The organism is Neotamlana sargassicola, from assembly GCF_020523965.1.
GTDB classification, from domain to species: domain Bacteria; phylum Bacteroidota; class Bacteroidia; order Flavobacteriales; family Flavobacteriaceae; genus Neotamlana; species Neotamlana sargassicola.
The window spans coordinates 735499-758170 of sequence record NZ_JAJAPX010000002.1 but is presented as its reverse complement, the minus strand read 5'-3'; the positions used below and the strand labels follow the sequence as shown (position 1 = coordinate 758170).

Below are 22672 nucleotides of genomic sequence, written 5' to 3'. Positions count from 1 at the left end.
TTGGCTGCAAAGATAGGCAGTAAAAACTAAAGCAATTCCTTTTCGATGGCAATTTTAATGATACCCACACTATTTTTTGCCCCCAATTTACTCATAATATTCATGCGATGAGTTTCAACTGTTTTAGGACTTATAAAGAGTTTTTCTGAAATTTCTTGAGTGGTTAACTCTTCTGAAATTGCCACTAAAACCTCATGTTCGCGTCGGGTTAAATTGGGTTTTAAGCCATTATCCGAAGTTTTACCTGAAGTCTGATTTATAATTTTATTCTGAATACTTTTTTGAAGAAAAATTTCGCCAGAAAGCACGGTTTTCATGGCTTTTATTAGCTCTAACTTATCGGTGTTTTTAAGTAAATAACCGTGAACCCCATTTTTAAGCATGCGTTTTACAAACGAAATATCTTCAAAATTGGTTAAGGCTATAATTTTGAGTTCAGGCATTTTACCTAAAAGTTTTTTACTTAAATCGATGCCGTTTATATCTGGAAGATTAATGTCGAGCAATAAAACATCTGGTTTACTTATTTCGATAGCTTCAAGAGTTTCTTGCGCATTTTTGTATGTGCCCACCACTTTTAAATCGGGTGTGTCAGTTAACATGGCAACAATACCTTGTAAAACCATTTGATGATCGTCGGTTATAGCTATTTTAATTTCCATCAATCTGTTTTGTATCAATATCTATCGTGTACGAGGTTCCACTTTGATTTGAAATTAAATCTAAAGTAGCATTTAAATAATCTACCCTCGATTTAACATTACCTAAACCAATTCCTTTAGCGCTAACTTCATTGGCATTAAAACCTACACCATCATCTTCAACTGTAATTTGAATTTGATTATTTCTATGGCTTATTTGAACATTAATGGCCTTGGCTTGAGCATGCTTTAAACTATTTGAAACCAGTTCTTGAATAATTCTAAAGATATTAATTTCATTTTTCTTTGATAAATTAATGTCTTCACCCAAATGCTGAAAGTTAACATCTATATTGTTGTAAGCTTCATTTAAATTACTGCAATAGGCTTCCGTTGCTTCAACTAAGCTAAAACTTTCTAATGATGGTGGCACCAAATCGTGCGAAATGGCACGTACTTGCTTGCAGGAATCGTCAATCATTGTAATAGCTTCATTAATAATTTTATTATTCATTTCGAGTAACGAAGACAGCTTATATTTTATAGCCGATAAATCACCATTTACGCCATCGTGTAATTCGCGTGCAATACGAAAACGTTCATTCTCCTCACCTTCAATTAAGGCTTCAAGCGTTTTAATTTGATGCTGACGTTTTAAACTAACAACCTCTTCTTTTATGCGCTTTTGGCGTTGTTTAAAAATGAAAACTATTAAAATAGCGGCAATCAATAAAAAAATAGCACTTCCTATGGCAATGATATTTAGGGTTTGTTTTTTTTCAATTTCCGCTTCTTTATTTTGAATTTCGAGTTGCTGTGTAGCAATCTCTTTGTCTTTTTTTTCGGTTTGGTATTTTTTATCCAGTTCGTTTATATTTTTAATGCGCTCTTCTTCAAAAATACTATCCTTAAAAACATTGAATTTTTCATAATGATCGAGTGCTAGCTCGTACCGATTTGTAGCCTTATATAACTCGAATAAATTGTTGTGAATTTCTTTAGTAACCAACTTAGAATTGGTTTTGCTTTTTAATGCTTCTTTTAAGTAAAATTCACTTTTTATATAATTTTTTAATCGGAAATTTACTTGACCTAAATTTGTGTAAACTCGTGTTAAATCGGTTTTAAAATTATTGGCATCAAAAATTCGTTTTGCTTCATTAAAGTAGATTATCGCATCAGTGTATTTTTCTTGTTCGTTTAAAACCACACCAATATTTTCGCTATTTATGCCTAGACCCCATTCATTATTTGTATTAATATCAATTTGTCTTGCTTTTCGGTAAAAATTTAATGCCAAATCATACTGTTTTTGGTTTGCATAAGCTAATGCCAAGTTACTGTATGCGTTTGGTAGGTTTACGGAATCCTGCATTTTTTCATGAATACTTACCGCTTTTTTGTAAGCATTAATGGCTTCAGGATACATTTGCAAATCATTATATGTAATGCCAATGGAATTTAATGTAAGTCCTACTTTACCTTGGTTATCCATAGCTTCATAAATGGCTAGAATCTTATAAAAAACCTCTAGAGATTCATTGTAATCGGACTTAAGCGAGTACAAAACCGCTTTTTGAAACAAACTATTTGCAATATTGAAAGTGTCTTTGGTTTTTTCGGCGTAGTCAATTGAATATTTAATGTGATTTAATCCTTTTTCATACTCGCCTTCTAGCCTATAATACACTGCTAATTTTAGGTGGGATGATGCTATTCCTTTTTCATTATTGATATTTGTGTATAGTGCAAATGAAGAATCCAAATGCTTTTTGGCAAACTGAATATCACTTAACAGGTTTAAAAGCGCCAATTTACCATGGGCTCGTGCTTTATCTTCAAGTTTATTGCTGGTTTTAATAACGTTTAATAAGCTATCCGCTTCCTGTGTTCCTTGGCTAAAGCAACCAAGCGAAATAAATAAAAATATGTAGATGAAATATTTATGCACTTATTTAACTATTACTATCAAATTTAAAAATCTTATTTAACTAATAATTACTTTTTTACTATTCTTTTGGTAAACATACCTTTAGGAGTTTTCAATTGTAAAAGATACGTGCCAGATTTTAGAAATCCTAAGTTAACACTACCTACAAAATCATCATCAAACTGATAAATGACTTGCCCCATAATGTTGATGATTTTTAAATATTCAACTTCAAGGCTTTTTACTTCAATTTGCAAAATTTCATCAACTGGATTCGGATAAATTTTCACTTGCTTAAAATTGAATTCTTCATTTGATAAAGTTGATGAAATAAATTCTCGTGTAAACAAGCTCCATGTATCATCAGTACTTTTCACCCTAACATAAAGGTAATGATCGCCACCACCAATATCTGTAGGTACATCAATCTCAAAGTTAGAATCAAGGTTTTGAGTATCCGAAATTGCAATTGGCGAAGCATTACCCAAACCTGGATCTACATCAAAAAAGTATTCTGCGGCAGTTATTAACGCCGAATTTGAAAATCCTTCACTTATACTGAATACCTGTTTATCATACAAACTCCAAGTACCGTCGGTATTAACAGTTCTTATGTATAGATTATGCATACCTCCTTGCAAATTGTTGGTAGCAATACTATAATTTTGACTGATTGTATTTCCAGAAACCGACAACGCTTCCCCATTACCAACACCAGGGTCTGTATCGAAAAAGTATTCCGCGGAAGCGATAGAGGCTGTATTTGTTTTATTAGGGTTCATATAAAAAATCTGCTTATCGTAAAAAGCCCACGTACCATTAGAATTTACAACTCGAACATATAATTTATGAATTCCGGCTGATAGACCTGTAGTAGCAATACTTACATTTTGATTGATTGAGCTTCCTGAAACCGCTAATGGTGTCGCATTACCAACACCTGGATCGGTATTAAAAAAATATTCAGCCGACGCTATATTTGATGGATTAGATAGGTTCTGGGTTACATAAAACACATTTTTAGCATACAAGCTCCAAGCGCCAGCATGTTGTACTCGCACGTACATTTTATGCATACCTTCTGATAATCCTGTAGTTGATATGCTAAAATCTTGGTCGATGGTATTTCCTGAAACTGGTAATGTAATACCATTACCAATTCCAGGATCTGTGTCTATAAAATATTCTGCGGCAGTTATTTGGGCATTTACCGAAAAACTTAAACACAACGCCAATAATAAAATGTATAAAAATTTCATTGGTTTTGAGCTTTAGTTTGAAATATTAGCATTGGCCTTAATATTCACATTTAAAGTCTCCCCAGGCGTTATGATGTTGTTGTGAATAACGAAATCGGTTAAATAAGGAAGCTCTGTGGGATAACCTCGCAAATTGAAAGGAAAACCGCCGTTAAAAACACCTAAATCGTTACCATCTGCACCTGCATTTTTGGCTGCTGATCCTGTTTGAATATGAAAATCGTTTGCTGTAGAATTTAATGATGTGTTTGGATTAAAAGCTACAAATTGTGGATCGGTATTATTTAAATTATCTGTTCCCGTTAAAGCATCTAAGGTTGTATTATAACTGTAAGTTAAGTTATTTTTATACTGTAAACCTGAATTTGACCCAAGATTAAAATTTGCCAAATCGGTTCCTGTAAAAATAAAGATATTGTTGCTTATTGAAGCACCAGAACATGCTGAAAATATTCTAATAGAACCATTTGTATTTCCATTTTGCCTAGACAGAATAATGTTATTACTAAAAACAGTAGAGCTATTAAAATTGTAAAACAAATGGTAATCGAAATAAGTACTTTCTCTATTAAAGGTATTATGAGAAATAATCCAATTTTGACTATTATGATTGTTAATAAATTGAATGGAATTATGGTAGAAAAAATTACCAGAAACTATAACATTATTAGCACGATTCGTTGTCGAATTACCGTTTATAAAAACAATTCTGTTATTGGTAATAACAACATTATGGTTCGGAAACGTTGTATTATCTAAATAAATACCATTAATGTTTAAACCCGATATTTTAGAATTTGAAGCATCGGCATATCGAAAAAAGATATTACTCACTTGCGAATTAACACCATTATTAAGTTCGGGATTATAGCCTATACCATAAATATGTAACGGCTTAGTCATTTGTATATCGCCGTAATTGTTTGGCGACGGTTGTAAATAAATTATATCTCCTGCTTGAGCATCATTTATTGCTGCTTGAACACTGGTATATCCTGTTGAGGCGCCTTGATTATTATCGACTACAAATACAGATTGTGCATACGTAAATTGCATTATTAAGCTAAAAACAAATACAATTAAAAATCTTTTATTCTCTGATGGATTAAATAATTTCATAATGGTTTGGTTTAAGGTTTAAGCATCGGTATCGCCACCAATTGGTGAATAAAGGCAGGTTACGTTAATAGTTTCTATAGCGCTATTTCCTTGAGAGTCTGTGAACTCAATTTCTATGCTGTAGTCGCCTTCTTGTACTGTTCGAAATGAGGTGTAAACTTCGTTTATTGATATATTATTCTGGGTGCTCGATGTTTCTTCGTAAAAATGCACACTTTCTTTATTGCTGTTATAAACCGTAACTGTACCTGTAACAATTTTACTATCGTCGGTTGCTGTAGCGTTAATTACAACATAATCTGGGGCTTCTGTACCGCCATCGGTGTAGAAAACTTTATTTGCTGTAGGACTTTCAATTTGAATTATTGGAGGCGAATTATCTTTACTTTCCTCGATATTTTCGTAGTTCGAACTGAAATCACATTTTACGAGCATGCTACATACCAAAAGTAACAGGGTTAGGTTTTTTAGGTTTTTCATTTTATTTTAAATTACTGATTAATAACTGCATGCAAGTTAATTTGGATAAAACGAAAATAATTAAGGGCATTCCTTGATTTAAATAAATCAGGGAATACCCTTAGAAGAAAAAAAACCTGCTAAGCTTAATTAAACTTAACAGGTTTTATGTTTTATAACTGGTTTTGGCAAATATGCCCGCGTTAGGGATTGAGGTATTGTTGAAGCTCACCGACGAAGGAGGTAGCGACTACCGAAAGCCCGACCTTGCCTAAAGCAAGGTAACGCCCCAATTATTTTATTTTTAAAAGGCGTTTACTATGGCGAAAAAATCTTCGGCTTTTAGAGATGCACCACCAATTAAACCACCATCTACATCTGGCTTTCCAAATATTTCTTTTGCATTGTTTGGTTTTACACTGCCGCCGTATAAAATTGAGACGTCGTTTGCGGTATCGTAACCATAATGATCGGCTATTGTTTTTCTTATATGAGCGTGCATATCTTGCGCTTGCTCTGGTGTTGCTGTTTCGCCTGTTCCAATGGCCCAAACTGGTTCGTAGGCTAAAACAATATTTTTATAATCCCATGATTTTAAATGGAATAATGCATTTTTAATTTGATCTTCGACTACTTGCTCATGATTACCAGACTTTCTGTCGGCTAACTCTTCGCCAAAACAAAAAATTACAGTCATATCGCTCGCTAAGGCTGCATCTACTTTTTTGGCTAAAAGCTCGTCGGTTTCGTTAAAGTATGCACGACGTTCGCTGTGTCCTAATATTACTGTTTTTATACCAATGCTTTTTAACATTGCTGCACTAATTTCGCCTGTGTATGCACCATTTTCTGCAAAGTGCATGTTTTGTGCTACAACTTCAATGCCGGTACCTTTTAAAGTTTCGTAAGCGCTGTAAAGATTTGTAAATGTTGGCGCTACCATTACCTCTGCATTCGAGGTTTTCTCTTGCGCTTTTAATGCTGTAATTAACGTTTGCGTTTGTGCTAAATCGTTATTCATTTTCCAGTTTCCAGCTACTATATTTTTTCTCATGATGTTTAGATTTTTATAATAATGCTACGCTAAAATACTTAATTTTTAATAGCTTCTAGCAACTTTTCGTCGTCAGCTTCAATAACATTAAATACAACGATTTCGCTAGCTTTATTTATTACCATATATCTAGGAATCCAGCTTATATTTACAAAATCTGCAAAAGCACAATCTTTTGCATTTGGTAAATAATAATGGTCGCCGGTAACTTGATATTTATTTATGCCATGTTTCCATGAATCGAGACTTCTATCTAAAGATAAAAACACGTATTCCAAATCTGGAAACTGAGCTTGTAAGTTTTTTACTTTAGGCATATTTTTTATGCAATCGCTACACCAAGATGCCCAAATATCGATAACTATTGTTTTTCCTTTGTGCTTATTTAAAATAGATTGAAGTGTTACTTCTTGCTCTGTTAATGTTACAAAAGTATCGTTTAAAGCTTCTTGAGAAAATTGTACCGGTTCCTGCTTGTTACAGCTTAAAAATGTTACAACAGTTAAAATAACTAAACTTAGTTTTTTCATTTTTATTAAATTAAATTTTGATATCGCTTTCGCGGATTTTGAAGATTAATTAAGTTTCACCTTTGGATCTAACCAAACATATATTAAGTCGACAAGAATATTAATAATTACAAACATTATAGCAATTATTAATACGGCGCCCATTATAATTGGTAAATCGAGTGTATTTAATGCATTTACAATTTCTTTACCAAGGCCATTCCACCCGAAAATATACTCTACAAAAACAGCACCTGCTAACATGGATGCAAACCAACCAGAAATTGCTGTAACCACTGGATTTAAAGCATTTTTTACGGCATGTTTTTTTATTATTTGAAACTCGCTAAGCCCTTTGGCTCTAGCCGTACGAATATAATCTTGATTAAATACTTCTAACAACGAATTACGCATAAGCTGAATAACAACTGCCAATGGCCGAATACCTAAAACGACTGCCGGAAGTATTAAATTTTTCCATTTTATGTGCATAGCTTCGCCAAAATCGTCGAGTTCGTAAAGACTTCCAGTCATTTCTAAATTGGTATAGTTATGAAGCACAAAACCAAATAACCAAGCAAATAAAATGGCGCTGAAAAACGATGGCACACTCATACCCAAGGTACTAAATATTTGGATGGTTTTATCGAGCCATTGGTCTTTGTATAGCGCAGAAACTATACCTAAAATCACCCCCAAAATCATGGCAATAATTATTGCAGACACTGCCAAAACGAATGTATTTGGCAAGGTTTCTTTTAAAACATCGCTCACTTTTTTACCTTGTTTTGTAAACGATTCGCGCAAATATGGTAGTTTTAATACAACCATGGTATTTCCAATGGGAAACAACCGAGCTGCATTATACTTTCCTTCTCGCAAAAACGTATAATCGGTTTCACCTTTGGAATGAAATGAAATAGGCGATAAATCGTTTAAATAGTAAAAATACTGGGTAGTAACTGGCTTATCGAAACCATACTTGTGCTTTACCAAAGCGAGCTGCTCGCTGTCTTCATTTTGCCCAAGCATCATTTGTGCCGGATCGCCAGGTAATACATTAAACAGAAAGAATATAACCGTAACTACACCAAATAAGGTGAGAAATGCATAAGAAGTTTTATTTATAAAATAATTTATCAGACTGTTTTTTGTTATTTATAAATTTAGACAATTAATTCGACTTTAAGGTAACTACAACTAAACCGGTAAAATTTGTATTATTCTCGATATTATGAGCTTTAATTGTTTCGGGATCCTTTATAACATTTACGCTTTTTATTTCTGCTGGATCGATAGCCTCGACAACCTCTTTGCTAGATAATTGCGCATCTAAAAAATAACCGACACTTTCTTTTAGTAAAAAATCTTTTGGTTTAGTTTCTACTAAAGGTAAATTTAAGCTTTCAATATCGTTCCAATGCACTTTTTGTTTTACGGTTCCTGAATCGAGCTCAATAACTCCCGGATTAGCACGAACCACTGTTTTCAATGCTTTTTCGTCGCACAAATACCAGTTAAAACTAATATTATATAATTTTTTAATGTGTTGTTTTGTAGCCTCGCCAGATGCGGTTAAACCTATTATTTGATACCCATTTTTTTCTGCGGCATCTTGTAATGCTTTAAGTTTTAAAGCACCCTGTCGTTCTATCTTTTCTAAGCTATATGAAATAACTACAATTAAATTTTCTTCTGAAAGAAATTTTGATGTAACATCTTCATCTTCAGTTTCAATTGAAAAATCGTAAATTGTTGGTTGATAACCTTCTTTTATCACTTTAGTTTCAACACCAATAAACTCACCTTCAACCGAAGGGTAAGCACCCATTGTGGTAATTATTTGTTCTTCGCCATCAACTTTAAATTTCCAGTAATATTCGGTTTCGGCTTTAGGAGCATCATCTGGAATACTCATACCTTCACTAATATTCGCTCCAATTTTATAGGCTCTAAAATCTTTTGCTGGCAAATGCATTAAAACATGGTAACCAAACCAAAGTGATAAAATAAAACTTAATAACGCCAGTATGGTTAACGTTAGTCTACCAAAAATTGGATTGATATATTTTTTCCCAACAAATAAAATCAAGATTAATATTAGCAGCACCAAATCTTTTGTAAAACTTTCCCATGGCGTAAGTTTTAAGGCATCACCAAAACAACCGCAATCTTTAACTTTATCGAAATAAGCCGAGTAAAAGGTTAAGAATGTAAAAAACACAATCATTAACAACAAACTCCAAACGGTAAATTTAGGCTTATATCCTATTAATAAAAATACGCCCAAAACCACCTCAAAAACCACAACAACAACCGAAATCATTAATGCATAAGGTTCTAAAAACGGTAAATTAAGTACATCTGGACTAAAATATTCTTGTAATTTATATGAAAACCCAAGCGGGTCGTTAAGCTTTATTAATCCGGATATGATGAATAAAACACCAACAAATATTCTGGAAATACTAACTAATATCTTCATTATGAGATTTTGAGTTTCAATGTAAAAATTTCCGCTGTACAGCAGAAAATTTTAACTTTTGTTTAAATGAATTAGTGCAAAAACCGAATAATTAATCATGTCTTGGTAATTGGCATCTATACCCTCGCTTACCAATGTTTTACCCGCATTATCTTCAATTTGCTTAACTCTTAATAATTTCTGTAAAATTAAATCGGTTAAACTACTTACACGCATATCGCGCCATGCTTCGCCATAGTCGTGGTTTTTGTCTTCCATTAATTTTTTAGTAATGGCTACCTGTTTTTCGTACAATTTGGTAGCTTCTTCGGTGTTTAAATCTGGCTGCTCCACAACTCCTTTTTCAATTTGAATTAAAGCCATAATACAGTAATTTATTATGCCTATAAATTCGCTAACTTCACCTTCGTCAACCTTTCTAACCTCGTTTTCTTGCAAACCTCGTATACGTTGTGCTTTTATAAAAATTTGGTCGGTAAGCGATGGCAAACGCAAAATGCGCCAAGCGCTTCCATAATCGCTCATTTTTTTAATAAAGAGACTTCTACATGTTTCTATAACGGCATCGTATTGTTTTGAGGTTTCTTGCATAAATAAATTGAATTTTGTGTAAATTTCGAACAAATAACTTAAAAGTTAAAAGTTAAAAGTTAAAAGTTTTTAAATATTATCAACCTTTCCAAAATCACTCGAAAAACGATACATTTTAAATAAAATTAAAAACCTAAAACTTTAAACCCTGAACCAAAAATATGACAATTAATTGCAAAGGAAACCTCATCGATTTATCTGCGCCAAAAGTTATGGGAATTTTAAACCTAACACCCGATTCTTTTTACGATGGCGGTAAACATAAAAACGAGAAAGACATTTTAAATCATGTAGAACACATGTTAAACGCTGGCGCTACTTTTATAGATGCCGGAGCTTACAGTTCGCGACCCAATGCAGATGACGTTAGTGAGGCTGAAGAATTACATCGAATGATTCCTATTATAGACTTAATTCTGAAACATTTTCCAGAAACCATACTTTCCATTGATACATTTAGGAGCCGTGTAGCAGAAAAAAGTATTGAAGCTGGCGCTTCTATTATAAATGATATTTCGGCAGGAAACCTCGATAAAAACATGTTACCAACTGTTGCTAAATTAAAAGTGCCATACATTATGATGCACATGCGAGGCACCCCAAAAACCATGCAACAACAAACCAATTACGGTAACTTAATAAAAGATATTATTTTTTATTTTTCTGAAAGATTAGCGGCAGCAAAAGCTTTAGGAATTAAAGATATAATCATAGATCCTGGATTTGGATTTGCAAAAACCTTAGAACAAAATTACACGCTTTTAAATAACTTAGAATTATTAAAAATGATTGATAAACCTTTGCTCGCAGGTGTTTCAAGAAAATCTATGATTTATAAAAAACTAGACATTACAGCTCAAGAAGCCTTAAACGGTACGTCTGTTTTAAACACCATTGCGCTACAAAAAGGAGCGAAAATTTTACGAGTTCACGATGTAAAAGAAGCTGTTGAATGTATTAAATTAATTGAAGCGTTAGAAGTTAGAAGTTAGAAGTCATGAAATATATTATTTTGCTCTTAAGTGGTGTTTTATTTTTTTCCTGCGGAAATAAAAAAACGGTACAATTACCAGAAATTAACAATTCTGAAATTCAAAATATTAAAGACGTTTCTGCTGCATATATATTTTACGACCCAACACAAACAGACAGTGTTTTACTAAATAGAAAAAACCTAATTAGCACCACAAATTGGTTAGTAAATATCGATAAACGCTTAACCTTACGCCAAGTTATCCCACAAATAAAATTTCTACAAGAAAAAAAGGCGAATGCTGGCCATAAAAACGAAAACGCTAAAAACTATTTTTCGTGCAACGACATAAGCAAGAATAATTTAGGGTTTATAGAATTTACTAAAGTTAATTATGAGGTAAAAAAAGAAAACACTGTACAAACAATCCCTCCAGATTTTAATGTAACCGCTAACACTATTTTTGTTAACCACGACGGAAAAATATTTATCATAAGCCCCGAAAAAGAACCTTCTATTAAAGAAAGCAATAAAAATGAACTTCTAACAGACTTAAAACATGTATTCAATAAAGCATCAAAAGTTTCTTTACGGTTTTCAAAGTCTTTAACTTTTCAAGATTATATAACCATAAAATCTTTAATTAAAAACAAACAGTTTAATCACATTAAAATATCGAATACAGAATTTATAAATTGATAACTTCATTTTTATTAAATTTACCAAAACCCATTCCTTTGGATATTTTTAAAGACATTTTAAACTTTAGCGTTATTGATGTAATTGACGTTATTTTAGTAGCGCTACTACTCTATTATATTTATAAGCTCATTAAAGGCACTGTTGCCATCAATATTTTTATTGGTATCATAATTATTTACTTGGTTTGGAAACTTACCGAGTTTTTAAACATGCAACTGCTAACAAGCATTTTTGGAGGTTTCATTAAAGTCGGAATTATTGCGCTTATAGTTGTTTTTCAGCCTGAAATAAGGAAATTTTTATTAATGGTAGGTTCTACAAACCTTAACCGACGTAAACAATTTTTTAAGCCGTTTAACTTTTTAAAAACTGAAGACGAAATTGAATCTAACACCGATATTAATGCAATAATTTCGGCTTGTAATAAAATGAGTCTATCTAAAACGGGAGCTTTAATAGTTTTTGAACGCAACAATAATTTAGATTTTTTATCGTCTTCGGGAGACGAAATGAACATAAAAGTAACACAACCCATTATTGAAAGTATATTTTTTAAAAATAGTCCGCTACACGATGGTGCTATAATTGTGAGCAATAATATTGTAAAAGCTACCCGAGTTATTTTACCTGTTAATAATGAAAAACACATTCCGCAGCGTTTCGGACTTCGGCATAGAGCTGCTATTGGTGTTACCGAAAAAACCGATGCACTAGCGCTAGCTGTAAGTGAAGAAACAGGGCATATTTCGTATTTTAAAGACGGAGAATTCGTGGTTTACGAAGATAGCAACGAGCTTACAAAGCTTATTAAAAAAGATTTAAGCTAATTATTATGATTTGCAAAAACTGCAACAACACCCTTAGAACCGATTATAGTTTTTGTCCAAATTGCGGCGCTAAAGTTATAAGAAACCGAATTACTGCTAAAAGTTTAACCTTCGATTTTTTTGAACGTTATTTCAATCTTGATAATACGCTTTTTAAAACGCTTTGGCACATGATTATTAAACCACAAGACGTCTGTGGTGGTTATATTTCTGGATTACGCAAAAAATATTTAAATCCTGTAAGCATACTAGCTATTTCGCTTACGGTATCGGGTTTAATAATGTTTTTAATGAAAAAATTTGCATGGGAGCATATCGATTTTAGTAACATTGGTTATGCCCAAACCAGTTCGGGAGCATCTGGCACCGAGAAAATCATGTCTAAAACCATGGAATATAGCTCGTTTGTATACTTTTTATACATTCCCATTATTGCATTTGCTAGTTTTGTTGCCTTCAATTATAAAAAATATAATTTTGCAGAACATGTTGTTTCAGCCATTTACACACTTACTAGTTTTAGCCTTATTACTGCAATTTATGCTATAATTACGCTACTAATAAATCCGCAGTTGTACATGAGTACAGCAATGATTTACATTGTTTTCATGATTGTATTTTGTATTTATGTATCATATAAAAACTCAGAGAACAACCTGAAATCTTTATTTTGGAGAATCCCCTTGTTCTTACTCATTGTTATGATAGGTTATATAGGCACTTCTGTATTAACTGTAGCTATATTATTTTTAACTGGCGAATTAAGCCCGCAAGATTTTGTACCTAAAAATTAAGCTACTTTTTCCTGTAAAAACTGTACTTCGTAAAGGTTTTTATAATAGCCATTTTCTTTTTTAAGCAATTCGTCGTGCGTGCCTTGTTCTACAATTTCGCCTGCATCCATAACTATAATTTTATCTGCTTTCTTAACAGTTGCTAAACGGTGCGCAATAACAATAGATGTTCTTCCTTTGGTAATTTTATCGGTAGCGTCTTGTATAAGTTGTTCAGAGTGCGAATCGACAGACGATGTTGCTTCATCTAAAACCAAAATACTTGGGTTGGTAACGTAAGCACGTAAAAAGGATATTAATTGCCGTTGACCCGATGACAACATCACCCCACGTTCTTTTACATTGTAATGATAGCCGTTTGGCAAACTTGAAATAAACTCATGAACGCCAATTTCTTTAGCTGCTGCAATTACATCGGCCTCAGAAACGTCTGGATGATCGAGCGTAATATTACTCAAAATGGTATCTGCAAACAAAAACACATCTTGTAAAACTACTGCTATTTGATTTCGTAACGATTGTAAAGTGAAGGCTTTAATATTAACATCATCAACTAAAATATTACCATCTTTAATTTCGTAAAAACGATTTAATAAATTAATAATTGTAGATTTACCAGCGCCGGTAGCGCCAACAATAGCAATGGTTTCACCTGCATTTACATTAAAAGAAATTCCTTTTAATACTTCTTCTTCTTCAACATAACTAAAACGAACTTTATCGAATCGAATATTTCCTTTAAAAGCTTCTGCTAACTGCGTTCCGGAATCGTCGATATGAGATGTTGTATCTAACACTTTAAACACCCTATTGGCTGCAACCATGCCCATTTGCAATGTATTAAATTTATCGGCAATTTGTCGTAACGGCCTAAACAACATAGGAATAAACATGATAAACGACACTAAAACACCTTGAGAAACACTGCTTGTCACCCCAATATTTAATCCGCCATACCACGCAACTAAACCTATGGTTACAGACCCAAATAATTCGGCAATTGGAAAGAAAAACGAATTATACCAAACGGTTTTTAACCACCCTTTTTTATGTCGTTCGTTTATGGTTTTAAACTTTTCGAATTCTATAGATTCACGCGTAAAAACTTGCAAAATTTTCATTCCTGTAAGTCGTTCTTGAACAAAAGAATTAAGGTTTGATACTTCCGAGCGTACTTCTTCAAAGGCTTTTTTCATGTACTTTTGAAAAATTCGAGTTGCATAAATTAATAAAGGCAACATAAGCACCACAATTAAAGACAACTTTACATTGGTGTAAAGCATAACACCAAAAACTACCGCCATGGTTAGTAAATCTCTAAATATCATGAACAAACCCTGTCCAAAAATATCGGCAATACGTTCCATATCGGCAACCGAACGTGTAATAAGCACACCTACAGAAGATTGGTCGTAATATTTCATTTTAAAACTTAGTAAATGATCGAATAAATTTACGCGAACATCTTTAACCAAACTTTGCCCTAACCAAGAGGCGTAATACATAAACAATAACTGAAAAACAGTTTGAAAAATTAAAGCACCAAACATTAGCGTTACATAAAATACAAAGCCTTCTTTGTCTTTATTAGTCATGCTATCATCTATAGCTAACTCTGTTAACTTCGGGACTGCTGCACTTAAAACGGCTAGTAAAACAACACTTATAATTAAACCAAAAAACACAAACTTGTAGGGCTTAATAAACTCAAACAGTCGTTTAAACAGGTTATAATCGAAAAATTTATCTTTAGAATTACTCATTATATTTTTATGTCCTCGGGGTATTCAATATGCGTTAAGTACAACCCATGAGCAGGCACCGAAAAGCCCGCTTCACTGCGGTTTTTAGACTGGATGATGTCGTGCAAAGCTTCAACTTCAATTTTACCTAAACCAATATTTACCATGGTACCAACTATAGCACGCACCATGTTTCGCAAAAACCTATCGGCTTTTACCGTAAAATGAATTTCGTCTTCAACCTTACTCCATTCTGCTTGCATAACTTTACAGTTAAAGGTTTTAACATCGGTGTTGGTTTTTGAAAAACATTGAAAATCGATATATTCAAATAAGATTTTCGAGGCTTTGTTCATTTTTTCCAGATCTAATTCCTGATTTACAAAATACGCATTATTAAAATTAAACACATTTTTTTTTGTTGCAATGCGGTACAAATAAGTTCTACTTAAAGCATCAAAACGAGCATGACCGTCTGTTTTTACTTCGAATAAATCATGAATAGCGACATCTTTAGGTAAAAAAGAATTTAATTTATAAACTAAGTTATCGATTATTTGGTCGGTTTCAAAATGCGCAAACATTTGTTTGGCATGCACACCAGCGTCGGTTCTACCCGCACCAACAATGCTAATTTTTGTATTTAATAAAGTTGATAATGCTTTCTCAATAACTTCCTGAACGCTTATTGCATTGGGCTGATTTTGCCAACCATGATACGCGGTTCCATTATACGAAAGCTCTAAAAAATACCTCAATCTGTTTTTCTTCTTTTATTAAACAACAAATATAGATAGTTTTGTAGTTTCTGCGAAAGCCATAATCTTAATTCTATATTAAAAGAAAGCCCTTTTTACATGACAAAAATACTTTTACTTTCTGATACGCACGGTTTTATTGATAATGCTATTTTAAAATATGTAAAACAAGCTGATGAAGTTTGGCATGCTGGCGATATTGGTGATTTAAAAGTTACCGATGCTATAAAAGCTATAAAACCATTACGTGGAGTTTATGGCAATATTGATGATGCTGAAGTTCGGGTAGAATTCCCTGAGCATAATCGATTTTTATGTGAAAACGTCGACGTTTGGATAACGCACATTGGTGGTTACCCGCCAAAATATAATGTTAGAACCGTTAATGAAATTAAACAAAATCCGCCGCGATTATTTATTTGCGGGCATTCTCATATTTTAAAGGTAATGCCAGATAAAAATTTAAATTTAATACACATGAATCCCGGTGCGGTTGGTAAACACGGGTTTCATAAAGTACGTACCATGTTACGATTTACTATTGATGGTAAAAAAATTGATAATCTTGAAGTTATTGAGTTTAAAAAGTAAGATTCAATTTTACATATTAGGCAATAAAAAAGTCCATATAAAATGGACTTTAAAAATTATTTTATGCAGAAGTAAATTAACTAACTTTTTGTTGCTCTTTAATACGATTAAGCATATTTAACTCTTGTTTTATTTCTGCTTTACGTTTATTAAATGCATTTACTTTAGCATCAATTAAAGCTTGATTTTTTAAGCGACGTTCGCGCCTAAGCTCACGCTTTTTTTGTTCTTCTTCTTTAATTTTTTTCTGAGCCATTTTTTCTCTAAAAACAGACCAATAGGAGTAGCCATACATACTTAAAAATAATAAGGCTACAATTCCTAAAATTACATAACCATTTTCCATGACTTTTAACGAGGGATTAATGAATTAATATTTTTTTGCTAAAAATCTGCGTAATTTATACTTATTAACACAGTCCTTTAGCGAAATTACATAAATTGTTACTCCTACTAAAATAAACAAGTTAAAGTACTAAAAAAAGGGACGAAATTGTTTTAATAAAAAAATCTTCAGATAATTAAATGATTAATTACCTAAAGATTCTAAATTGTAAAATTTTTATTTAATTCTATTTATCTACAACATCTCCGGTCCATTGTAGCATGCCGCCTTCTAAATTATAAGCATTTTCAAAACCTAACTCCTCCATTAGTTTACATGCTTGCCCGCTTCTATTTCCTGAGCGACAATACACGTAATAGTTTTTACTTTTATCTAATTTATCAATTTCTTCAATAAATTCTTGCCCTTTATAAATATCTAAATGAATAGCATTCGGAATAATTCCATCGGCAACTTCAGCATCAGTTCTTACATCTAAAATTACAGCATTATTATCATCGGCTAATTGCTCTTGCCATTCTTCTTGAGATAAATCTTCCATTTTAATTACTTTAAATTTATATTACAAAATTACTATATATTTAAGTTTAGACGAAAAAAAATCTGAAGTTTTACAAAACTCCAGATTTACATAAACCAGTATAATACTTTCTTAATTAGCTACCTTTATTGAACAACCAATGGCTTTTGTTTCTGTTTCTTTTATTGGTATTCCTGCTATTAAAGCATCAACCGCATTTTCAACATATTTTGTAGTAACCGCCGATGCATCTTTATAATTATTATCTATTGCACCTATATAAGATACTACAAATCCAGATTCCGTTCTATCTAAAACAAATACGTGAGGTGTTTTAGTTGCTCCAAACTTTGGAAAAACATCTTGTTTCGCATCAATTAAATAAGGAAAAGTAAATCCTTTTTCCTCGGCACGCTTTTTCATTGACGCTAAATCGTCATCTGGTTTTACACTTGTATCATTTGGCATAATAGCTACTACAGGGTATCCTTTATCTGCATATTTTTTATCTAACGCAATTATTCGATCTTCGTAAGCAACAGCGTACGGGCATGTATTACATGTAAAAGTTACGATAACACCTAGCTCGTCTTCGTAATCGGAGAGCGAAACCATTTTTCCGTCGATATTTTTTAATTTAAAATCTTCAACAATATCTCCAACATTATAGCCGGCATATTCTGCTGTTGGTTTTAATGTAAAGGCACTAATAAGCCCAACAACGCAAACAGCTAAAATTAATTTAATGGAATTTTTCATAGGTTTTTTAATTTAAGAATGGTTTTAATTCGTTTTCTAACTCTTCAAAGCTAAAAGATTGTTCAAAAAACAACTTTTTATTTTTATTATAGATTACCGTTGCCGGAATAGAACCGGACCAGTTTTCGTCTACTTTAGGTATCCAAGTGTTCATATCTGCATCATCCAATACTAAAACCTTCGATTTTAATTTATGCTCTTTTATAAAGGGTTTTAATTTTGTGTCGTACTGATGTGGAAAATCTAAACTTACTAATAAAACTTCAACGTTTTTATCATTATAAGCTTCATTTAATTGCTCAAAATAAGGCAACTCTTTTACACAGGGTGCACACCAAGTGGCCCAAAAGTTAACAACGTAAGTTTTATCGTCTTTAAAATTTAAAAATTTCTCTAAACCATTAAAGTCGTATATTTCAAGAGCTTCACTAGTCTTCGTTTCGGTAACAGCTTCTTTTGTTTTAGTTTCTGTAGTGTTTTTGGTTTCTTTTTTACAACTTACTAATGCAAAAAATACAATAAAAATCAGTTTTAGTTTCATAAGTTTAAAAATAATTAACTCATTTCTGATTTTCTAATAGTTTAACAAACTTTTAATCAAAAAATCTTTTAAAGTTTTGGGTAATAGTATTTTCATTTTTATCTTTGATGCAACAAAAACAAAACAATGAAAAATTCATTAAATAATACTTGGTGGTGGTGTTTACGTAACTAACGTTCGTGAAGCAAATTCCTCGTATATTTAATTTAAAATATCATAAAAGGCTTGTCATTCACGACAGGCCTTTTTTAATGGTTTTAATCAAACTATTTATTTTGAAAAACAAACTAAATGAAACAACACAAATTACATACACATTACAAAAAAATATTAACCGATACCATTACACCGGTTACGGTTTACTATAAAATTCGTGACAAATACCCAAATAGTATTTTGCTTGAAAGTGGCGATTATCACCGTAATCACAAGAATTTCTCGTATATCTGTTTTAACCCAATTGCATCAATTAAAGTTGAAAACGAAGTTATAAGCGAAACGTTTCCAGATGGTAGTTCTAGCGCGGTTAATATTACAGATAAAGTTAATGTTGTAGATGAAATTTACAATTTTACCCAAAAATTTGATGTAGAATCTGAAGAAGATTTCAAGTTTATAAACAACGGCATTTTTGGCTACACAGCTTATGATGCTGTTCGTTATTTTGAAGATATCAATATTAGCAAAAAAGACGATTCGGTTACCATTCCAGACATGTATTATGCGGTTTATAAAAATATAATAGCCATAAATCATTTTAAAAATGAAGCTTATATTTTTGCGCATTGTCCAGAAGGTTCAGAAAACAATATTCATGAAATAGATAAACTTATAAACGTACAAAACTTTGCGTCGTATAAGTTTAATGCCAAAAATGAAATTGAATCTAATTTAACCGACGACGAGTTTAAAGAACAAGTTAAACTAGCTAAAAAACATTGCCAACGCGGTGATGTGTTTCAATTAGTATTATCGCGCCGTTTTTCCCAAGAATTTACTGGAGACGATTTTAATGTGTATCGTGCCTTACGAAGTATAAATCCATCGCCCTATTTATTTTATTTCGATTATGGCGATTTTAAAATATTTGGTAGCTCGCCAGAAGCGCAACTTATTGTAAGTAATGGTTTAGCCGAAATTCATCCTATTGCAGGAACTTTTAAACGCACAGGCGATGAAGAGCAAGACGAAATTTTAGCAGAAAAGCTAAAAAACGATGACAAAGAAAATGCCGAACACGTTATGCTTGTCGATTTAGCTCGAAACGATTTAAGCCGACATGGAAACAACGTAAATGTAGAAACATATCGTGAAGTTCAATTTTTCTCGCATGTTATCCATTTAGTAAGTAAAGTAATTGGTAAAAAACATGACACGACTTCTACAATGCAGGTCGTTGCCGACACCTTTCCTGCAGGAACTTTAAGTGGAGCTCCAAAACACATGGCTATGCAACTTATTGAAAAATACGAAAAAACAAGCCGTGGCTATTACGGCGGCGCCATTGGTTTTATGGATTTTGAAGGAAACTTTAACCACGCCATAATGATTCGCACCTTTTTAAGTAAAGATTACAAATTAAACTGGCAAGCCGGAGCAGGAATGGTTTCTAAATCGGATGAAGAAAGTGAAATGCAAGAAGTTTACAACAAACTAGGTGCGCTTAAAAAAGCTATTAAAGTGGCTGAGGAAATATAATTGAATTTTGAAAGATTAAAATTTTAGAATTGAATAAAAAGTAAAAATGAAAAAAGTCAAGCCCCAAATTTCGACATAGTCGAAAATATCAATCTGCAGAAATAGAGAGCGTGAAACGTAACTGCGAAGCGCAGCTTCAAGCATGGAGTTTTAAAGTGAACGTTCCGAAGGAATTTCCTCAGATTGATTTGATTTTTTGGTTCGTTTTGTATCAAGACAAAATGAACATTTGAATTTATAAAAGATAATTTAAAAAAGATCCTGAACAGGTTCAGGGTAACAACTATGAAAAAAATATTAGTTATAGACAATTACGACAGTTTCACATACAATCTTGTACATTATTTAGAAGATTTAAACTGCGAAGTTACTGTAGTTAGAAACGATAAATTACAATTAGAAGATGTTGAACCATTCGATAAAATTGTTTTATCTCCAGGACCAGGAATTCCAGACGAAGCAGGCCTTTTAAAAGCTATTATTGAAAAATATGCAGCAACAAAAAGTATTTTTGGTGTGTGTTTAGGGCAACAAGCTATTGGTGAAGTATTTGGAGGTTCTTTAGAAAATTTAGACGATGTTTACCATGGCGTGGCAACCAACGTAACTTTAAGCGTTGATGATGAATATATTTTTGAAGGTTTAAATAAAAACATTGAAGTTGGCCGTTACCACTCATGGGTTGTAAATGCTAATTTACCAGAAAGTTTAGAAGCAACATCGTTTGATGAAAACGGACAAATCATGTCTTTACGCCATAAAACGTTCGATGTTCGCGGTGTGCAATACCACCCCGAATCGGTTTTAACACCAGACGGAAAAAAAATATTAGAAAACTGGGTGAATCATTAGAAGATGGAAGATGGAAGTTTGAAGTTTGAAGTTTGAAGTTTGAAGTTTGAAAGATTAAAATTTTAGAATAGAACAAGAAATAAAAGAAACAAAAATTGAAAAAATTCAAGTCCCTTTTCAATTCGTAGAATTGATCGTCAAGGCGCAGAATAGATGCAGAAAAGCTCCGAAATCAGGAGAACGCAGTTCGACGCGGAGTTTTCAAATCGGTTTTTCTTCAGACATAAATCTGCAGAAAAAATTCCTCGACTTGAATGTCCTTTTTTGATTCGTTTTTTGGACAAGCAAAAAATGAATAAATAAAATAGATTTCCGCTTTCGCGGAAATAAAAAAGAACAATTAATGAAAGACATACTAAACAGACTAATAAACCACGAAACCCTCACCACACAAGAGGCAAAACAAATTATTGTAAACATATCCAACGATATGTACAACCCTAGCCAAATTGCATGTTTCTTATCGGTTTTTATGATGCGAAGCATTACTTTAAATGAGTTGCAAGGCTTTAGAGATGCGCTTTTAGAACTTTGCATTCCTATCGATTTAAGTGAGTTTAATACCATTGATATTGTAGGAACTGGTGGCGATGGTAAAAACACATTTAACATTTCAACTTTATCATCTTTTATAACAGCAGGTGCTGGTGTTCAGGTTTCAAAGCATGGTAATTACGGCGTGTCATCAACATCGGGCTCATCAAATGTTATGGAGCATTTGGGTGTTAAATTTTCAAACAACGAAGATTTTTTAAAACGCTGCGTAGACCAAGCCGGAATATGTATTTTACATGCACCACTCTTCCACCCTGCCATGAAAAATGTAGCACCAATTAGAAAACAACTAGGTGTAAAAACATTTTTTAACATGTTAGGGCCAATGGTAAATCCATCATTTCCAAAAAATCAATTATTAGGTGTTTTTAATTTAGAAGTGTTGCGTTTGTATAGCTTCTTATATCAAAATACCGATAAAAATTACAATATCGTTTTTGCTCTTGATGGCTATGATGAAATATCGCTAACAGGAAAAGCTAAAATAGTTTCCAATCATTCAGAAACAATTTTTTCACCAGAACAATTAGGGCTTAAAACCATAAAGCAAGAAGCCATTTATGGTGGCGATACCATTGCCGATGCTGCAAACATATTTGTCGATATTATTTCAGCAAAAGGTACCGAAGCGCAAAACAATGTGGTTTGTGCCAATGCAGGATTAGCCATCGCAACAAGTAAACAAATTACACATAAAGCCGGTTTTGAACTAGCCAAAGAATCGCTTTTTTCTGGTAAAGCAAAACAAAGTTTAGATAAATTAATTGAATTGAGTAAATAGATTTAGTTGAAGTTAGAAGTTAGAAGTTAGAAGTTAGAAGTTAGAAGTTAGAAGTTAGAAGTTAGAAGTTAGAAGTTAGAAGTTAGAAGTTAGAAGTTAGAAAGATTAAAATTTTAGAATAGAACAAGAAATAATTCAAGTCCCTTTTCAATTCGTAGAATTGATCGTCAAGGTGCAGAATAGATG

At 32.6% G+C, this 22672-nt stretch carries 24 protein-coding genes; 8 read left to right on the top strand and 16 right to left on the bottom strand.

The window, feature by feature from the left end:
• Positions 1–26: 26 nt before the first annotated feature.
• The 10 genes from LG651_RS07905 to LG651_RS07860 form a co-directional block, all read right to left on the bottom strand.
• On the bottom strand, positions 27–662 hold the full coding sequence (locus LG651_RS07905; protein WP_226695588.1) for a response regulator: 636 nt from the start codon (positions 660–662) through the stop codon (positions 27–29).
• Positions 652–2592 carry an ATP-binding protein gene (locus LG651_RS07900; protein WP_226695587.1) on the bottom strand — a complete coding sequence of 647 codons (1941 nt, stop codon included), beginning with the start codon at positions 2590–2592 and terminating at the stop codon, positions 652–654. Before LG651_RS07900 ends, LG651_RS07905 begins: the two co-directional genes overlap by 11 nt.
• A gap of 47 nt (positions 2593–2639) precedes the next feature.
• Positions 2640–3830, bottom strand: coding sequence for a T9SS type A sorting domain-containing protein (locus tag LG651_RS07895; protein WP_226695586.1), 1191 nt, complete (start codon positions 3828–3830; stop codon positions 2640–2642).
• 12 nt (positions 3831–3842) lie between these two features.
• Entirely contained in the window at positions 3843–4949 is a 1107-nt protein-coding gene (locus LG651_RS07890; protein ID WP_226695585.1) for a right-handed parallel beta-helix repeat-containing protein, read from the bottom strand.
• 18 nt (positions 4950–4967) lie between these two features.
• A complete protein-coding gene (locus LG651_RS07885) occupies positions 4968–5429 on the bottom strand; it encodes a hypothetical protein (RefSeq protein WP_226695584.1) in 462 nt (153 codons plus the stop codon).
• 283 nt (positions 5430–5712) lie between these two features.
• Positions 5713–6462 (bottom strand): triose-phosphate isomerase, encoded by a 750-nt coding sequence (gene tpiA / locus LG651_RS07880; protein ID WP_226695583.1) that lies wholly within the window; start codon positions 6460–6462, stop codon positions 5713–5715.
• Between the two features lie 38 nt (positions 6463–6500).
• Positions 6501–6992: a TlpA family protein disulfide reductase gene (locus tag LG651_RS07875; protein WP_226695582.1), complete on the bottom strand. Its 492-nt coding sequence runs from the start codon at positions 6990–6992 to the stop codon at positions 6501–6503.
• 45 nt (positions 6993–7037) lie between these two features.
• Entirely contained in the window at positions 7038–8114 is a 1077-nt protein-coding gene (locus LG651_RS07870; RefSeq protein ID WP_226695612.1) for an ABC transporter permease, read from the bottom strand.
• 31 nt (positions 8115–8145) lie between these two features.
• Positions 8146–9456, bottom strand: a complete 1311-nt coding sequence (locus tag LG651_RS07865; RefSeq protein ID WP_226695581.1) for a BT_3928 family protein — start codon at positions 9454–9456, stop codon at positions 8146–8148.
• A gap of 51 nt (positions 9457–9507) precedes the next feature.
• A complete protein-coding gene (locus LG651_RS07860; RefSeq protein ID WP_226695580.1) occupies positions 9508–10047 on the bottom strand; it encodes a DUF1599 domain-containing protein in 540 nt (179 codons plus the stop codon).
• A gap of 161 nt (positions 10048–10208) precedes the next feature.
• Here LG651_RS07860 and folP point away from each other — a divergent pair, with 161 nt between their 5' ends.
• Genes folP through LG651_RS07840 form a run of 4 tightly spaced genes read left to right on the top strand, consistent with a single transcriptional unit; the run spans position 10209 to position 13343 of the window.
• Complete coding sequence (gene folP, locus LG651_RS07855) at positions 10209–11039, top strand: dihydropteroate synthase (protein WP_226695579.1); 831 nt, start codon at positions 10209–10211, stop codon at positions 11037–11039.
• Positions 11040–11044: 5 nt separating this feature from the next.
• Positions 11045–11719 carry a hypothetical protein gene (locus LG651_RS07850; RefSeq protein WP_226695578.1) on the top strand — a complete coding sequence of 225 codons (675 nt, stop codon included), beginning with the start codon at positions 11045–11047 and terminating at the stop codon, positions 11717–11719.
• Between the two features lie 38 nt (positions 11720–11757).
• The gene (locus LG651_RS07845; RefSeq protein WP_226695577.1) at positions 11758–12549 is read left to right on the top strand and encodes a diadenylate cyclase; all 792 of its coding nucleotides are present in this window, start codon (positions 11758–11760) and stop codon (positions 12547–12549) included.
• A 5-nt stretch (positions 12550–12554) separates the two neighbouring features.
• On the top strand, positions 12555–13343 hold the full coding sequence (locus LG651_RS07840) for a DUF3667 domain-containing protein (protein WP_226695576.1): 789 nt from the start codon (positions 12555–12557) through the stop codon (positions 13341–13343).
• Here the strand turns inward: LG651_RS07840 and LG651_RS07835 are convergent.
• Positions 13340–15106, bottom strand: a complete 1767-nt coding sequence (locus tag LG651_RS07835; protein WP_226695575.1) for an ABC transporter ATP-binding protein — start codon at positions 15104–15106, stop codon at positions 13340–13342. The genes LG651_RS07840 and LG651_RS07835 overlap by 4 nt on opposite strands.
• Positions 15106–15843, bottom strand: coding sequence for a tRNA pseudouridine(38-40) synthase TruA (truA, locus tag LG651_RS07830; RefSeq protein ID WP_226695574.1), 738 nt, complete (start codon positions 15841–15843; stop codon positions 15106–15108). The genes LG651_RS07835 and truA overlap by 1 nt, the downstream gene beginning before the upstream one ends.
• A gap of 99 nt (positions 15844–15942) precedes the next feature.
• Here truA and LG651_RS07825 point away from each other — a divergent pair, with 99 nt between their 5' ends.
• On the top strand, positions 15943–16434 hold the full coding sequence (locus tag LG651_RS07825; RefSeq protein WP_226695573.1) for a metallophosphoesterase family protein: 492 nt from the start codon (positions 15943–15945) through the stop codon (positions 16432–16434).
• Positions 16435–16510: 76 nt separating this feature from the next.
• On the opposite strand, the gene LG651_RS07820 is transcribed toward LG651_RS07825, so the two are convergent.
• The 4 genes from LG651_RS07820 to LG651_RS07805 form a co-directional block, all read right to left on the bottom strand.
• Entirely contained in the window at positions 16511–16780 is a 270-nt protein-coding gene (locus LG651_RS07820; protein ID WP_226695572.1) for a hypothetical protein, read from the bottom strand.
• A 226-nt stretch (positions 16781–17006) separates the two neighbouring features.
• Complete coding sequence (locus LG651_RS07815; RefSeq protein ID WP_226695571.1) at positions 17007–17321, bottom strand: rhodanese-like domain-containing protein; 315 nt, start codon at positions 17319–17321, stop codon at positions 17007–17009.
• A 111-nt stretch (positions 17322–17432) separates the two neighbouring features.
• Complete coding sequence (locus LG651_RS07810; protein WP_226695570.1) at positions 17433–18059, bottom strand: thioredoxin family protein; 627 nt, start codon at positions 18057–18059, stop codon at positions 17433–17435.
• A 7-nt stretch (positions 18060–18066) separates the two neighbouring features.
• On the bottom strand, positions 18067–18600 hold the full coding sequence (locus LG651_RS07805) for a TlpA disulfide reductase family protein (RefSeq protein ID WP_226695569.1): 534 nt from the start codon (positions 18598–18600) through the stop codon (positions 18067–18069).
• A gap of 291 nt (positions 18601–18891) precedes the next feature.
• On the opposite strand from LG651_RS07805, the gene LG651_RS07800 reads away from it, so the two are divergent.
• From LG651_RS07800 to trpD, 3 genes are all read left to right on the top strand, one after another.
• Positions 18892–20298, top strand: coding sequence for an anthranilate synthase component I family protein (locus LG651_RS07800; RefSeq protein ID WP_226695568.1), 1407 nt, complete (start codon positions 18892–18894; stop codon positions 20296–20298).
• Positions 20299–20583: 285 nt separating this feature from the next.
• Positions 20584–21150, top strand: a complete 567-nt coding sequence (locus tag LG651_RS07795) for an anthranilate synthase component II (RefSeq protein ID WP_226695567.1) — start codon at positions 20584–20586, stop codon at positions 21148–21150.
• A 343-nt stretch (positions 21151–21493) separates the two neighbouring features.
• Entirely contained in the window at positions 21494–22486 is a 993-nt protein-coding gene (gene trpD, locus LG651_RS07790) for an anthranilate phosphoribosyltransferase (RefSeq protein WP_226695566.1), read from the top strand.
• Positions 22487–22672: the final 186 nt, after the last annotated feature.

What these genes read in the sequence shown, in the direction of transcription:
- LG651_RS07800 (WP_226695568.1), top strand. Translation starts at nt 18,892, where the DNA reads ATGAAACAACACAAATTACATACACATTACAAAAAAATATTAACCGAT.
- LG651_RS07835 (WP_226695575.1), bottom strand. Translation starts at nt 15,106, where the DNA reads ATGAGTAATTCTAAAGATAAATTTTTCGATTATAACCTGTTTAAACGA.
- LG651_RS07820 (WP_226695572.1), bottom strand. Translation starts at nt 16,780, where the DNA reads ATGGAAAATGGTTATGTAATTTTAGGAATTGTAGCCTTATTATTTTTA.
- LG651_RS07895 (WP_226695586.1), bottom strand. Translation starts at nt 3,830, where the DNA reads ATGAAATTTTTATACATTTTATTATTGGCGTTGTGTTTAAGTTTTTCG.
- LG651_RS07805 (WP_226695569.1), bottom strand. Translation starts at nt 18,600, where the DNA reads ATGAAACTAAAACTGATTTTTATTGTATTTTTTGCATTAGTAAGTTGT.
- LG651_RS07865 (WP_226695581.1), bottom strand. Translation starts at nt 9,456, where the DNA reads ATGAAGATATTAGTTAGTATTTCCAGAATATTTGTTGGTGTTTTATTC.
- LG651_RS07850 (WP_226695578.1), top strand. Translation starts at nt 11,045, where the DNA reads ATGAAATATATTATTTTGCTCTTAAGTGGTGTTTTATTTTTTTCCTGC.
- LG651_RS07905 (WP_226695588.1), bottom strand. Translation starts at nt 662, where the DNA reads ATGGAAATTAAAATAGCTATAACCGACGATCATCAAATGGTTTTACAA.
- LG651_RS07885 (WP_226695584.1), bottom strand. Translation starts at nt 5,429, where the DNA reads ATGAAAAACCTAAAAAACCTAACCCTGTTACTTTTGGTATGTAGCATG.
- LG651_RS07810 (WP_226695570.1), bottom strand. Translation starts at nt 18,059, where the DNA reads ATGAAAAATTCCATTAAATTAATTTTAGCTGTTTGCGTTGTTGGGCTT.
- LG651_RS07860 (WP_226695580.1), bottom strand. Translation starts at nt 10,047, where the DNA reads ATGCAAGAAACCTCAAAACAATACGATGCCGTTATAGAAACATGTAGA.
- trpD (WP_226695566.1), top strand. Translation starts at nt 21,494, where the DNA reads ATGAAAGACATACTAAACAGACTAATAAACCACGAAACCCTCACCACA.
- folP (WP_226695579.1), top strand. Translation starts at nt 10,209, where the DNA reads ATGACAATTAATTGCAAAGGAAACCTCATCGATTTATCTGCGCCAAAA.
- LG651_RS07795 (WP_226695567.1), top strand. Translation starts at nt 20,584, where the DNA reads ATGAAAAAAATATTAGTTATAGACAATTACGACAGTTTCACATACAAT.
- tpiA (WP_226695583.1), bottom strand. Translation starts at nt 6,462, where the DNA reads ATGAGAAAAAATATAGTAGCTGGAAACTGGAAAATGAATAACGATTTA.
- LG651_RS07890 (WP_226695585.1), bottom strand. Translation starts at nt 4,949, where the DNA reads ATGAAATTATTTAATCCATCAGAGAATAAAAGATTTTTAATTGTATTT.
- LG651_RS07815 (WP_226695571.1), bottom strand. Translation starts at nt 17,321, where the DNA reads ATGGAAGATTTATCTCAAGAAGAATGGCAAGAGCAATTAGCCGATGAT.
- LG651_RS07875 (WP_226695582.1), bottom strand. Translation starts at nt 6,992, where the DNA reads ATGAAAAAACTAAGTTTAGTTATTTTAACTGTTGTAACATTTTTAAGC.
- LG651_RS07825 (WP_226695573.1), top strand. Translation starts at nt 15,943, where the DNA reads ATGACAAAAATACTTTTACTTTCTGATACGCACGGTTTTATTGATAAT.
- LG651_RS07840 (WP_226695576.1), top strand. Translation starts at nt 12,555, where the DNA reads ATGATTTGCAAAAACTGCAACAACACCCTTAGAACCGATTATAGTTTT.